The 13,289-nt window shown below is 52.3% G+C and carries 11 protein-coding genes; 6 read left to right on the plus strand and 5 right to left on the minus strand.

Annotation, left to right across the window (positions count from 1 at the left end; translation table 11 throughout):
• Nucleotides 1-26: 26 nt before the first annotated feature.
• Nucleotides 27-1,076 carry a folate-binding protein gene (locus IT527_RS05115; protein WP_292967336.1) on the minus strand — a complete coding sequence of 350 codons (1,050 nt, stop codon included), beginning with the start codon at nt 1,074-1,076 and terminating at the stop codon, nt 27-29.
• A gap of 39 nt (nt 1,077-1,115) precedes the next feature.
• On the opposite strand from IT527_RS05115, the gene IT527_RS05120 reads away from it, so the two are divergent.
• The 3 genes from IT527_RS05120 to IT527_RS05130 all read left to right on the plus strand — a co-directional run bounded on the left by IT527_RS05120 (nt 1,116) and on the right by IT527_RS05130 (nt 3,683).
• A complete protein-coding gene (locus IT527_RS05120; RefSeq protein ID WP_292967338.1) occupies nt 1,116-1,556 on the plus strand; it encodes a protein YgfX in 441 nt (146 codons plus the stop codon).
• A gap of 191 nt (nt 1,557-1,747) precedes the next feature.
• Complete coding sequence (locus IT527_RS05125) at nt 1,748-2,914, plus strand: UbiH/UbiF family hydroxylase (RefSeq protein WP_292967340.1); 1,167 nt, start codon at nt 1,748-1,750, stop codon at nt 2,912-2,914.
• A 55-nt stretch (nt 2,915-2,969) separates the two neighbouring features.
• Complete coding sequence (locus IT527_RS05130; RefSeq protein WP_292967342.1) at nt 2,970-3,683, plus strand: DsbC family protein; 714 nt, start codon at nt 2,970-2,972, stop codon at nt 3,681-3,683.
• 49 nt (nt 3,684-3,732) lie between these two features.
• Here the strand turns inward: IT527_RS05130 and IT527_RS05135 are convergent, their stop codons facing one another.
• Together IT527_RS05135 and IT527_RS05140 are read right to left on the minus strand one after the other, a co-directional pair.
• Nucleotides 3,733-4,695: an MltA domain-containing protein gene (locus IT527_RS05135; protein ID WP_363278052.1), complete on the minus strand. Its 963-nt coding sequence runs from the start codon at nt 4,693-4,695 to the stop codon at nt 3,733-3,735.
• A gap of 489 nt (nt 4,696-5,184) precedes the next feature.
• On the minus strand, nt 5,185-5,931 hold the full coding sequence (locus IT527_RS05140; RefSeq protein WP_292967346.1) for a Nif3-like dinuclear metal center hexameric protein: 747 nt from the start codon (nt 5,929-5,931) through the stop codon (nt 5,185-5,187).
• A 36-nt stretch (nt 5,932-5,967) separates the two neighbouring features.
• Between IT527_RS05140 and IT527_RS05145 the strand changes: the two genes are divergently transcribed.
• From IT527_RS05145 to IT527_RS05155, 3 genes are all read left to right on the plus strand, one after another.
• Complete coding sequence (locus IT527_RS05145) at nt 5,968-7,101, plus strand: Do family serine endopeptidase (RefSeq protein WP_292967348.1); 1,134 nt, start codon at nt 5,968-5,970, stop codon at nt 7,099-7,101.
• A gap of 99 nt (nt 7,102-7,200) precedes the next feature.
• A complete protein-coding gene (locus IT527_RS05150) occupies nt 7,201-8,769 on the plus strand; it encodes a hypothetical protein (protein WP_292967565.1) in 1,569 nt (522 codons plus the stop codon).
• A gap of 164 nt (nt 8,770-8,933) precedes the next feature.
• Nucleotides 8,934-9,380 carry a universal stress protein gene (locus IT527_RS05155; protein WP_292967350.1) on the plus strand — a complete coding sequence of 149 codons (447 nt, stop codon included), beginning with the start codon at nt 8,934-8,936 and terminating at the stop codon, nt 9,378-9,380.
• Nucleotides 9,381-9,391: 11 nt separating this feature from the next.
• On the opposite strand, the gene IT527_RS05160 is transcribed toward IT527_RS05155, so the two are convergent.
• A complete protein-coding gene (locus IT527_RS05160) occupies nt 9,392-11,611 on the minus strand; it encodes a primosomal protein N' (RefSeq protein WP_292967352.1) in 2,220 nt (739 codons plus the stop codon).
• An 85-nt stretch (nt 11,612-11,696) separates the two neighbouring features.
• Nucleotides 11,697-13,118, minus strand: coding sequence for an adhesin (locus IT527_RS05165; protein ID WP_292967354.1), 1,422 nt, complete (start codon nt 13,116-13,118; stop codon nt 11,697-11,699).
• Nucleotides 13,119-13,289: the final 171 nt, after the last annotated feature.

Raw genomic sequence — 13,289 nt, forward strand, 5'->3', positions numbered from 1 at the left:
TAGAGCAGCGCTGTCAGTTGAAGAAATCAGGTAATTGCGTAAGGTAAGGGCAGTATGATCAATTGCGGGCCGTCCGGTGTTTTCCAGTGAATTGAACCGGTCTCCGTACTGCCGGACTGAATTACGGCTAGGACATCAATTCCCCCTGCGGGTGAAGGTGCAGCGTTTACAATCATCCCGCATGACTGATCGCCGGTCTCCGTGCTGAACAGACCGTCACCTGCAGCAGCATTTATACCTGAATCCACGTCCAGATGAGCGCAGTACAGGCGGCGTTTTATTTTGCCGAGATACTGTGTGCGGGCAACAATTTCCTGCCCGGGATAACATCCTTTCCTGAAACTGACTCCGCCTATGGCATCCAGATTGATCATCTGCGGAACAAATTCCTCCCGGGTCACTTTGAAAATCGCCGGGATACCTTCCCGGATTTCCAGCCAGTCCCAGACAGCAGCCCCCGCGCACCGTGCCTGATCGCTCAGTTGCTTCCATAATGAAGGTGCACGAGCAGGATTCACCAGAATTTCAAACCGGTTTTCACTGTGGCAAATGATCTGTCCATCAGGGATGGCCGTTACAGTCAGTGGTTCAGTGGAAAGAATCGTATCTGGTAACACGTTCTGCAGCAGCGTGTGAGTGTTCTTGCCGGCGATACCGATGCGGATGCAATTGCCGGTATGATCCTGAATAATCACCCTGGCCCGCAGTACAAACATTTTCAGCCGTTTGGCAATGGCTTCCACCTGCTCTGCCGGGAGCTGCATCAGGCAGCTGTTATCGGAAACGGCCTGCCATACCAGAAAGCTGCTCAGCAGACGGCCTTTGGGTGTGCAATAGCCGCCATAGCCCGCTTTCTCTGAACTGACCGAATGGATGTCACAACTTAACTGGCTTTGCAGAAAATGTTGAGTATCCTCGCCGGAAAAATGGATCAGGCCAAGGTGGGAGAGGTCGACCAGGATTGTGCCTGATTCGGCTTGTGCCAGTTCGGCAGCAGGCTGTCCGAAATGCAATACCCGGTTTTGTTCGATAAGAGCGCCTTGCGCTGTCAGAAATGTGAGCCAGTCGGGGTGCATGAGAAAAAATGCTGTGTTGGGTTAAATCAATATCAATCAATGAATGAACTCTCAATTCAGCTGCGGCCCTCCAGGCGACTGGCGGCACTGCTGAGTCTTGCGCATTGTACGGCAGCCGGGGTGTTCTGGCCATTGGCGCTGCCTGTGGTGGTGAAGATCATAATTACCCTGCTGCTGGCAGGCAGCCTTTATTATTACCTGCGGCGCTATGCCTGGCTTGTTTCTCCGCGATCAGTCATGATGCTGCATCTGACCGGAAGAAACCGCTGCAGAATTGAGACTTATGCAGGTGAATCCATTCATACCACCATCGATGCCAGTACTTTTGTCGCATCTTATATGACCGTGCTCTGCCTGAAAGCGGGGCAGACATACCGTTATCGTACCGTGGTCATCCTGCCGGACAATATTGAACCGGACAGCTTCAGGCAGCTGCGCATCTGGCTGAAATGGAAATGGCGGGATGAAGCTTCATTGTGAACACCATCAGGTCTTGAGCCGCGAGTGTAGCGCGGCAGACAAAAGCAATCCGGTAATGATGGTGACAGCGTACCGGGCTGCCGCGTCAGCTCGTGGCTTCTTTGTGGTGACGGGTGCGGTGTACGGGTTTGTTTTCCGCCGGGTGGTCGAAAACAGTGATCCAGGCGAGGGTTCCTTAGTATAATCCGGCGATGAAATTCGATATTGTAGTGATTGGGGGCGGGCTGGTGGGCGCGAGTCTGCTGGCTGCGTTAAAGGGTAGCGGGCTGAAGCTGGCGCTGATTGAAACACGGCAACCAGCCCCTTTGCCGGTTGATGACAGCTGGGATGCGCGAGTGTATGCGATCAGCCCCGGCAGTGTGGAATTCCTGCAATCCTGTGGTGTCTGGCAGCGTATGGATCCGGACCGGATTTCACCGGTCCATGAAATGCGGGTGCAGGGTGACGATAGCGCAGCCCGGATTGATTTCAGCGCATATGAAAGCGGTGTGCCGGAGCTTGCCTGTATCATCGAGAATCGCCAGTTGCAGCATGCCGTCTGGGAGGCGCTGACGGAAGCGGACAATGTGCAGCTGTTTTGTCCGGCACAGTGTGATTCACTGGCCTGGCATGAATCCCACGTTGAGCTGACCTTGTCCGATGGTACGGTTCTGCAGACGGCGTTGCTGGTCGGGGCAGATGGTGTCAGTTCCCGTGTGCGCGAACAGGCGGGGATTCAGGTGGATCGCCATAGCTATCATCAGACCGGAGTAGTCGCCAATTTTGAGGTGGAACAGCCTCATCATCACATTGCCCGCCAGTGGTTTCGCCGTGACGGCATTCTTGCTCTGCTGCCGCTGCCGGGAAAGCGGGTTTCGATGGTCTGGTCAGCGAATACCGTGCTGGCTGATGAGTTGCTCACACTCTCCCCCGGGGCGCTGTGTGAACAGGTTGGCCGGGCAGCGGAACATGCGCCGGGAGCAATGCAGCTGATTACGCCGCAACGCGGTTTCCCGCTGAACTTTGTACAGGCCAAATCACTTGTCAAACCCAGGCTGGCTTTGATTGGTGATGCGGCACACGGGATTCATCCGCTGGCAGGCCAGGGTGTTAATCTGGGATTGCGCGATGCCCGTGAGCTGGCTCATGTTCTTATGCAGTTTGACGGGCTGGGAGATTGTGGTGAATTTTCTTTGCTGCGCTGTTACGAACGTAATCGCAGGGAGGATATTCTCGCCATGGGTTGGGTGACGGACGGGCTGCAGAAACTGTTTGGCAGCGAGGATGCAGCCATTATGCGCATCAGGAATCTGGGGTTGGGTATTACCAACCGGCTGCCACTTCTGAAAAACCGGCTGATGCGTCATGCGCTGAGCTGAAATTGGGCTGAATTCATTTTTGATGGTTACTGGATTTTTACATGGGAGAAAGGGTATGCGTTTGTTTTTATGTTTATTCAGCCTGCTGGGTTCATTGTTTGCCGGAATTGTTCAGGCGAATGAAGCGGATCTGAAAGAAGCAATTCAGGCGCTTTTCCCGGGAAGCAAAATAGAAAGTCTGACACAAACGCCTTACTTGGGGTTATATGAAGCCGTGATCGATGGAGAAATTTTTTATACGGATGAGAAGGCTGAATATTTCTTCATGGGGCATATCGTGGATGCCAGGAAGCGAGTCAGCCTGACCAGTGAGCGTATGCAGCAGATTCGCGATTCACGGCGGATCGCACTTGATACGCTGCCACTGGATCGCGCAATTAAAACAGTCAAAGGAAACGGAAAGCGTACACTGATTGTGTACTCTGATCCCAATTGCCCTTACTGTAAAAAACTGGAAAAAGAACTGGCCGGTGTGACGGATGTCACTATCCAGACCCTGCTGTACCCCATTCTCAATGGCTCCATGAAAACAGCTGAAGCTATCTGGTGTTCTGAAGATCGGGTTAAGGCATGGGATGATTTTATGCTGAGATCGGTTGCCCCTGCCAGCAAGAGTTGTGATGCACCGTTACAGATATTGCTGGAATCAGGTCGTCAGAACCAGGTAACCGGTACGCCCACTCTGATTTTTGCAGATGGCTCAGTGGTGCCGGGATTCATTCCCCAGGCCGAAATCGAAAAACGGCTGGATCAGGTGGGAAGCAAGTAATCAGCATCAGTGATTCAGCATTGTCCGTCTGATTGACTGGCTGACGTGCCTATTCCCTGTACTGTTTGGGAAGTAAAACCCACATCTGGGCCTGCTGTTTCATCTTCCCCGCCTGGACCTGGGCATCCGGGCTGTATCCCCAGAAGAAATCAGCACGTACGCCACCCTTGATGGCGCTACCGGTATCCTGCGCAATCATCAGCCGGTTAAGCGGCCGGGCTGTATTGGGCCAGGTAGTGGCCAGGTAAACCGGTGCACCCAGCGGGATGCTGCTCGGGTCGATGGCCAGACTTCTGCCGGCAGTTAAGGGAACGCCCAGCGCACCAATTGGCCCGGTCAGCTCGGGCGGCAATTCACGGAAGAAAATATAGCGGGCATTCTGTTGCAGCAGGGATTTTAATTTGGTGGGATTTTGCCGGCCCCACTGCTTGATGCCTTGCATGGATGCCTGCCAGGCAGGCAGATCGCCGCGATCAATCAATACTTTTCCGATAGAGCGGTACGGGTGTCCGTTATGATCGGCAAAGCCAACTTTTACGGTTTCTCCATCTTCCAGCACGATGCGGCCGGATCCCTGTATCTGAAGGAAAAACAGTTCTACTTCGTCTTCCACCCACAGCAATTCTTTCCCTTTCAGCAGGTTGCGGTTATTTTCAATTTCGGCACGAGTGTAGTAAGACACAATCTTGCGTCCCTGCAGGCGGCCGCGTAACGATGTCTGACCTGCCCCCGGTTGTGTGTCTTTCAGCTCAATCGCCAGCAGATTGTCTGGGGCGGCGTAGATTGGGTAGCGAAACCGGCTGGAGTATTTGCGACTGCCTTTGAGTAATGGTTCGTAATAGCCTGTTGCCAGTCCGGTGGTGCTGCCATCCGGGTTAGTCACCTGATAAGGCTCAAAGTGATTTTCAAGAAATTTCCGGACGGTCTGTTCGCTGGTTTGCCGAATGGATGCAGCCTGCGAACACACTTCCTGCCATGGTGGATGTTTTTCAAGTGATTTACAGCTTTGCATGAAGGTATTCCATGCCGGAATCAGGCTTTCGTGCTGCCAGCCCGGCAGCTTTGACCAGCTGGCTGCCTTGAGTAACCTTTTATCCGGTTTAACCCCTGTGCCTTGAACGGGCTTTGCCGTGCCTAAGTCTGGAGAGATGGCAGCTGTTTTTGCCGGGATCGGATGTGCAGGAGATCGGGTTGCAATCGTTTCAGTTTTGCATCCTGTCAAAATGAATGGAACGGAGATCAACAGGGCGGCAAATTGGGTTTTCAGCCGATATCGGTTAAAGTAACTGTCTGGTAAAAACATTTTGTGTGGAGAGAATATGTGGGTTTTGGCACTTGAAGCAGCATTGGCGCTGGGATTATTTATTTTCCTCATCTGGTGGACGCTTCCCCGTAAAAAAAACAAGCATCAGGATGATAACGACGAAAACCGGTAAGCAGTCTTTTTTCGTTATTCGATGGCCGTAGCATAACTTTGTTCACTCTGTCCTTCCGGTATCATTCATACCGGATTTTCCACATCAATGAAGTGGTGTGCAATACCAAATTTTCGCGAGATATGCTCACCGAGTGCCTGGATACCGTAGCGCTCGGTGGCATGGTGTCCTGCTGAAATGAACATAACACCGGATTCTCTGGCAATGTGCACGTTTTGCTCAGAGATTTCACCGGTAATAAACGCATCCGTACCCAGTCGGATCGCTTCCTCGAAGTAACCCTGGGCTGCCCCGGTACACCAGGCAATTCGCCGGACCGGTTTGTGCGGGTCGCCTATAATCAGTGGTTTGCGGCCAAGGCCTGAGCTGAGTAACGCATCCAGCCTGTCGAGACTGACTGATTCCGGAAAATGGCCGTAAGCAGCAATATTCTGCTCACCAAAACGGCCTTCCTCGATTATTCCCAGTTTCTTTCCAAGCAGGGTATTGTTGCCCAGTTCAACATGTGCATCCAGCGGCAGGTGATAGGCGTAAAGATTGATGTTATGTTTGATTAACGTGGCAATACGGTGGCGCCTGATGCCTCGCAGACAGGGATCTTCCCCGCGCCAGAAATAGCCATGGTGCACGATAATGGCATCTGCATGCAAATCCAGTGCGGCTTCTATCAGAGCCTGAGAAGCGGTTACACCACTGATCAGTATTTGTATTGAGGCACGGCCTTCCACCTGTAAACCATTGGGACAGTAATCACGGAACTGCTGAATGGCAAGCAGACTATTCAGGTAATTTTCCAGCATATTTTGATGCATAATAGTTTTTCTGTTTATTCGAATAAGGGACTTTCTATGCAAAGACTCTGGCTGATTTTCACACAAACGGTCACCGTTATTCTTGCCATTTTTTTCGTGGTTTCGACCTTGCGTCCGGAATTACTTCCGTGGACGCCGCGCGGGAAGCTTGCAACTATTCGTGAAGCGGTTAAGGGAAATATGGATCAGGCGCTGAATACGGGTGGATTTCATACGGCGGCAGAAGTGGCCATGCCTTCGGTGGTGAACATTTTTACCAGTAAAGAGGTACGAGTACCTTCTCATCCGTTCATGGATGATCCTTCCTTTCAACGGTTTTTTGGTGACCGTTTCGGTCCGAGAACTGAGCGCAGCCTGGGATCGGGGGTGATTGTCAGCCCGGAAGGCTATATTCTCACGAACCACCATGTGGTAGAAGCTGCCAACGAAATCCAGGTGGCACTGATGGATGGAAGAAATGCGGAAGCACGGGTGATCGGTTCAGATCCTGAAAGTGATCTGGCTGTGCTGAAAATTGACCTGGATAACCTGCACAGTATTACTTTCGGCGAATCGGACAAAGCCAGAGTAGGGGATATTGTACTGGCGATCGGAAACCCGTTTGGCGTAGGGCAGACGATGACCATGGGGATTATTGGTGCACTGGGGCGTTCCCAGGTGGGGATCAACACATTTGAGAACTTTATCCAGACCGATGCCGCAATCAACCCCGGTAATTCGGGTGGGGCACTAACGGATACTTCCGGCAATCTGATCGGAATCAATACCGCAATTTATTCACGTACCGGCGGTTCGCTTGGAATCGGGTTTGCGATACCGGTGGATGCAGCCAAACAGATCATGCAGCAGATCATTGAAACAGGTAACGTCGTACGCGGCTGGCTGGGGGTGAGTATGCAGAACATCACTCCGGAACTGGCAGAGTCATTTGGCCTCAAGGAAGCGGGAGGGGCACTGATTGCCGGCGTACTTAAGAACGGGCCGGCTGATGATGCCGGAATCAAACCTGGAGATGTTTTGCTGGCAGTAAATGGCAAACACATTGCTGATTCTTCTGAAATGCTGAATCTGGTCGCATCCCTTGCACCAGGTAAACCGGCAACCCTCACCATTCTGCGTAATGGGGGGCAGCAGGATGTTCTGGTGCGCATTGGCAAACGTCCTGCCTGAGTTGCGCATAATCAAGTGGATATCTGGCTTGCCGTAACACGGCTGCCCACCGTGCTGGTGCGGTGGGTGGATGTTAACCTGCTGTCTCTGGGCAGGGAGATGCGACTTTCCTACCTGCCGCCATTGATGGTTTATCTGGCAGCTGGTATTTCCAGTCTGACCGGAATCGTTGGCACTTTTTATGTCAAGGAGAGACTGGGGCTGTCGGCAGAATTTCTGGCCGCCCTTGGTTTCTGGATGGCGCTGCCGTGGGCGTTGAAAATGCCGCTGGGCCACCTGGTGGATTTAATGTGGCGCTGGAAAAGTGTGCTGGTCTATCTGGGAGCAGGGTTGATTGCAACCAGCCTGTTCATCATGATCGGGCTGCTCGGGCATGATGAAGTCATGCGTGAGATTGCGCCATTATCACAGTGGTATGTACTGGCATCTCTGCTGTCACCCGTTGGTTATGTGCTGCAGGATGTGGTGGCTGATGCCATGACGGTGGAAGCTGTGCCTCGTGCTGAAGCGGATGGGCGGCTGATTGATCCTGAAACACGCAAGCAGATGCATATTACGATGCAGACGCTGGGGCGTGTTGCCATTATTGGTGGCGGTATTCTGGTTGCGCTGGCGAATGTTGTACTGATGAAAGATGTCGCTGCGCTTTCGGAAACGGGTAAGGCGGCAGCCTATCTGTTTGTGTACCAGCTTGCGCTGGTAATACCGTTTGTATCCGTGTGCGGGATCTGGCTGGCGAGCTGGCTGAGGTGGCGTGAGATCAGACGGTTTACCGGGCAGGGGTTGAGTCAGAGTGAAATCAACACCCTGCTGGGAGTGCATGTTGATGCACCGCCTGTTAACTGGTGGATACTCGGGGGCGGGCTGGTGTTTACCGTTGTCTCACTGGGAGTTGGCCTGGTGCAGATTCCCTATGCTGAAGAAAGTATATTCTGCCTGTCGATGGCAATCGTACTGTTTTTGATCAGGCAGCTGACAGCCGAGCTGGATAGCGATGCACGCAATGTACTGGTGGGAACGGCGGTGCTGGTGTTTGTGTTTCGCGCGGTTCCCTCACCGGGTGCAGGTTCAACCTGGTGGATGATTGATGAACTGGGTTTTGATCAGCAGTTTATGGCGACACTTTCATTAATCGGTTCTGTATTGACGCTTGCCGGCATGTTCATTTTTCGCCGTTTCATGGCCGAACGTTCGATGGCTTACGTCATCGGTGCACTGACCGTGGCCGGCACAATTTTGTCATTGCCGGTGATCTCAATGTATTTCGGTTTGCATGAGTGGACTGCAGCACACACCGGCGGTGTTGTCGATGCACGTTTCATTGCTGTGATTGATACTGCACTGGAGTCACCACTGGGGCAAATATCCATGATCCCGATGCTGGCCTGGATTGCCAATTCCGCACCTGAAAAACTTAAGGCAACTTTCTTTGCAGTCATGGCCTCATTTACTAATTTGGCACTGTCTGCCTCACAGCTGGCAACCAAATATATCAATCAGATATTTACGGTAACCCGGGAGGTCAAAGATACGGAGACCGGCAGGATATTGCTGGCCGCCGATTACAGTGAATTGGGCGCATTACTGATTACCGTAACGATTCTGGGTTTTGTGCTGCCCCTGCTGGCAGTATTACTGGTCAGATATACTCATTTACGCAGCGCCTGAGGATCCTCTGAAAAACGGCCTGCGTTGGTCACCACGTTAAAAACAGTCTGAAAATGCGGCTCATCATTTACTCTCTGTAAACTGCGTTTTTTACTCGGGACAAGCGCCTCACCAATATGTTTCAGAGGGCTCTTAAAGTCCGGTCAATTTTTGCAGGAGGGGATATGTATCAAAAAATTCTGGTTCCGGTGGACGGCAGTTTTACTTCCAGCCATGCTTTGCAGGAAGCGATCAAACTGGCAAAGCAGATGGGGGCCCGCCTTGAGCTCGTACATGTTTATGAGGATGCGATTTATCTGGTGGATGAAAATTATTTCAATTACGAGGAATTGCAAAAAACGATTCATGATTGTGGTGAGAAAATACTGGCCAGTGCTGCTGAAATAGTGGGGGCTGCCAATATTCCGATCGAAACCAGGCTGATTCAGTCGAATAATGAACGGATCGCCAGTGTTCTGGTGGAAGAAGCAAAACGCTGGCAGGCGGAACTGATCGTAATCGGCACACACGGCCACTCGGGTTTTAGCCGGTTATTGCTTGGCAGTGTTGCTGAGGGTGTGGCGCGATCAGCATCTGTTCCCGTGTTGCTGATTCGCGGCACTCAGGATTGAGGAGGGGGGACTTAAACCGTCAGCGGATCAACATCCAGATGCCAGCGTATTTTTCTGCGAACGGGTAATGCGGCAATGCGCTGATGCCAGTCACTGAGAAATAGCTGTAAATGTCTGCGGGAGCGTGCCTGAATCAGCAGCTGGGCACGTTCCAGTCCTTTTAGGCGCTGCATCGGGGCGGGGACAGGATCATAAAGCCGGATGTGAGCGTAATCCTCCGAAAGGGCCGCTACTGCTGCCAGCTGCTGCAGAAATTCCAGCGCATCCGTCAGCACGGGGGCCTCTGCACGCAATACCGCCAGGTAAACAAAAGGAGGAAATCCGGCTGATTTACGTTCTTTCAGCTGTGCTTGCGCATACATTGTGTAATCCTGACGCTGTAATGCCTGATAAAGCGCGTGTTGCGGGAACTCAGTCTGAATCAGAACCGTACCGGGAATATTTGCCCGGCCGGCACGCCCGGCCACTTGCATCAGTTGGGCAAACAGATGTTCCTCAGCACGAAAATCGGTACTGTAAAGTGAGGCGTCGGCATTTAGCACGCATACCAGTGTAAGGTTCGGAAAATCATGGCCTTTTGCCAGTAGCTGGGTGCCAACCAGTATATCCGCCTCTCCGCGATGAATGCGTTCCAGTACCTTCTGCCAGGCATCTTTATGACGAATGCTGTCACGATCAACCCGCAAAATGTGTGCTTCCGGAAAATGACTGACCAGTGCCGCCTCGACTCGCTGTGTTCCATGGCCAAACGGCAGGATATCAGGGTCTCCACATTGCGGGCATGCCGGTGAGACAGGCTGCTGGTCACCACAATAGTGACAGCGTAGCTGTCGTTCTCGCAAATGAACAACCAGACGGCTGGAACAGCGTTTGCAGGTTGCAATCCAGCGACAGGATTTACAGAGCAACACTGGAGCATAGCCACGCCGGTTGATGAATACCAGGCTTTGCTGTTTTTTGGACAGATTGCGGCGCAGTGCTTCGAGTACCGGTTCTGACAATCCTTCCTGAGTAGAGGTGATGCGTAAATCGATGCAGCGGATAGCTGGTAGCGTCGCCCGGCTGATCGCACGTGAATGGAGCCGCAGTAATCGGTAACGGCCGGTGAGCGCCTGGTGATAACTTTCCAGGGAAGGCGTGGCAGAACCCAGGATGATGGGAATACCGGCCTGTCTGGCACGATAAATGGCCAGATCACGTGCGGAGTAACGCAACCCATCCTGCTGCTTGAAAGAGTAATCGTGTTCTTCATCGACAATAATCAGGCCCAGTTCCGGTATCGGGGTAAAAATGGCAAGGCGCGTGCCCAGAATAATGCCTGCTTTTCCCTGTTGTGCCTGTTGCCAGCCATGCCAGCGTTCGCTGTCGTTCAGCCCGCTGTGCAGACTGACCAGTGTTGTTCCCGGGAAGCGTTTCCTGAAAACCGCTTCCAATTGTGGGGTGAGGTTGATTTCCGGTACCAGGATCAAAACCTGCTTTTGCTGTGCGAGTAATGAGGTGGCTGCCTGCAGGTAGATTTCTGTTTTACCGCTTCCGGTGACACCGTTGAGCAGCCAAGGAGAAAATGTACCCGTACTGCCGAGAATTGCTGAGATGGCGTGTGCCTGTTCTTCTGTCGGAACAGGTGCGGGGGCTGTACTGAATACTGGTTTGTCAGGCTGGGCCAGATATTGTTCTACCCAGCCCCTATCCCTGAATTCCTGTAACAGCTTGCGGGAATGGGGTGGCAGGGTTTTGCAGGCTTCAGCTGTCATGATTCCATGTTCATGCAACAGGGAAAACAGCTGATGCTTTGCTTTCGCCCGGGAAGGGATGGCTGAGAGGGGAATGGCCTTCCCGGCTTCAGTCAGTTTCCAGTCCGGAGATACGGCCGGTTTTCGGCGAGCGATATGGTTAGATTGCCGCAGTGATGCCGGCAGGCCGTTCATCACGGCCTGACCGATCGGGTAATGGTAATAACGGCTGCAAAATTCGAATAACTGGAGCAGGGATCGGGGTAGCGGCAAAGTTTCGCGGTCAATCTGACCGGCGTATTTCAGTTTTTCTTCCGGGATGGATGATATTTCGCCGATATCAAGAATAACTCCGGAGATTTTCCGGCTGTCTGAATGATTATGGTTGCCAAAAGGAACACGTACACAGCGGCCTATATCATCTGTACCTGCACCCGGAGCAAGGTAGTCAAATAACCGGTTAACCGGGACGTCAAGTGCAACACGGATAATCGCCATGCCGGAGTAATCCGGATTCAGCTTGCCGGAAGAATGCCGTAACTGGCGTATTCTCCCGGTAAGTCTCTGTTTGACTGGAGAGGTGTCAGTTGGACAGGCGCTGCAGTGTGACGGGCGCTAATCCATCGCTGGAAAGTATCGCACTTTGTGCATTTGCATCGATCTTGAAGGAGATCTGTTTACCATCCAGTTTCGATAAACCGGCACAGCCAGCCGTGTTGTAAGTGAAGCTGGACAGTTTGAGTGAGTCGCTGGCTGCATCAAATGTATAGCTGGCAAGTTCAACTCCGGGTTTGGCACATGCAGCCGGTGAGGTTTGCGTAGCATTGCCGACCGGATCAATCAGCATGTAGCGGTTATCCGGGAAAAACAGAAAAACAGGAGATTTGATTGAATCCCTGTTGACCGCCCAGGCACCAACAATACCCTGGGAGTTATCCATTTTCCGGTAACGGATTTCCTGTATGGTGGTCTCTGCCACTTCATCATCGGAGCTGAGTTTAATGGGTTCGGTGATATGGAACAGTTCACCAAACAGGCTCGCCTGTTCTTTTTCACGCTGCACAATGACAATATCGGAAATGATCAGCTCATCTCCATTGGTGTAGATGCGCCAGTTGGGGCGAGGATGAGACAGCCCTGACTGAATATCGGTGTCCACCTCAGTCGTGCTGGTGATCTTGAAGCCGCGTTTGTCATATTCGGTTGCTTTGGCGGTGCCGTATTCCACGCCCGCAGTAAATACCAGCCTGCTGCCGCAGGCACGGTTTGCATCACAGGCATCATCCGGGGTGGCAATACCATGCAGGTATTGCCCGCTGCCATCCGTCGAAAAGCGAAAGAAGTTCAAACTGGTATCGTCCTGGTTTACCCACAGATGACTGCCCAGCAGGTTGATGGCTTGTGACAGAAAATGGGTATTGGCTTCTTCCGCCGTTTTGGCGCTGCCAGGTATGCCGGCCGCTTCTCTGGCAGCAGCAAGTGCCGGGGAAGCGGGAAAGGAAGCAGGATCGGCTGTCAGATCAAGCGCCGTGTCCAGTGCATCTGCTGCAGCTTGCGGTATGGAGATGCCGTTTGCCGGATCATTGTCAGCATCAAGTGACTGGAACAGGATCAGCAGATTAAGCAGTTTGTTCCGGTCATCTGCTGCCAGTTCAATGGGTGTAGTCAGGCCTGTTCCGGTGATTTTGCCAAGGTTCAGTTTACCAATATGGAAATCAATGCTATCACCATGATTGAATTTGTAAAGTCCGGCCGCATCTGTGACGCCTGATGCACCGGATGAGGCGGAGTAGGACACACCTTCCACTGCCGAGTCGGCCAGTATCCCGGTAGCGGGTCCCTGAGCCTGTACGACTGGCTTGCTGCTGTCTTTTTTTACCTCCTGCTCGCTGTCACAAGCTGTCAGATTTAATGCGAACAGGCCTGTAATGAGTAATTGAATAGTGGTGAACTTGTTATCTGTTTTCATTGTATTGGGCTGGTACGAGTGAATTGTTTGCGACATGACAATCTGCGTGCAGCGCTTTGAGCACTACTTTAGGAACGCTTTAGGCGCTTTGTATTCGGCACATTACATTTGTAATCCCGTAACAGAAGAGGATAATGCGCGACTTTAACGGTATTTGCAGATTGTTAACCCGATTAAGCGACTGATTATAGTCGATGACTAAAGTGA

It is taken from the genome of Nitrosomonas sp. (assembly GCF_020852615.1).
GTDB lineage: Bacteria > Pseudomonadota > Gammaproteobacteria > Burkholderiales > Nitrosomonadaceae > Nitrosomonas.

Coding starts and splice junctions, on each gene's coding strand:
- IT527_RS05115 (WP_292967336.1), bottom strand. CDS start 1,076: ATGCACCCCGACTGGCTCACATTTCTGACAGCGCAAGGCGCTCTTATC.
- IT527_RS05120 (WP_292967338.1), top strand. CDS start 1,116: ATGAATGAACTCTCAATTCAGCTGCGGCCCTCCAGGCGACTGGCGGCA.
- IT527_RS05125 (WP_292967340.1), top strand. CDS start 1,748: ATGAAATTCGATATTGTAGTGATTGGGGGCGGGCTGGTGGGCGCGAGT.
- IT527_RS05130 (WP_292967342.1), top strand. CDS start 2,970: ATGCGTTTGTTTTTATGTTTATTCAGCCTGCTGGGTTCATTGTTTGCC.
- IT527_RS05135 (WP_363278052.1), bottom strand. CDS start 4,695: ATGCAAAGCTGTAAATCACTTGAAAAACATCCACCATGGCAGGAAGTG.
- IT527_RS05140 (WP_292967346.1), bottom strand. CDS start 5,931: ATGCATCAAAATATGCTGGAAAATTACCTGAATAGTCTGCTTGCCATT.
- IT527_RS05145 (WP_292967348.1), top strand. CDS start 5,968: ATGCAAAGACTCTGGCTGATTTTCACACAAACGGTCACCGTTATTCTT.
- IT527_RS05150 (WP_292967565.1), top strand. CDS start 7,201: ATGCGACTTTCCTACCTGCCGCCATTGATGGTTTATCTGGCAGCTGGT.
- IT527_RS05155 (WP_292967350.1), top strand. CDS start 8,934: ATGTATCAAAAAATTCTGGTTCCGGTGGACGGCAGTTTTACTTCCAGC.
- IT527_RS05160 (WP_292967352.1), bottom strand. CDS start 11,611: ATGGCGATTATCCGTGTTGCACTTGACGTCCCGGTTAACCGGTTATTT.
- IT527_RS05165 (WP_292967354.1), bottom strand. CDS start 13,118: ATGTCGCAAACAATTCACTCGTACCAGCCCAATACAATGAAAACAGAT.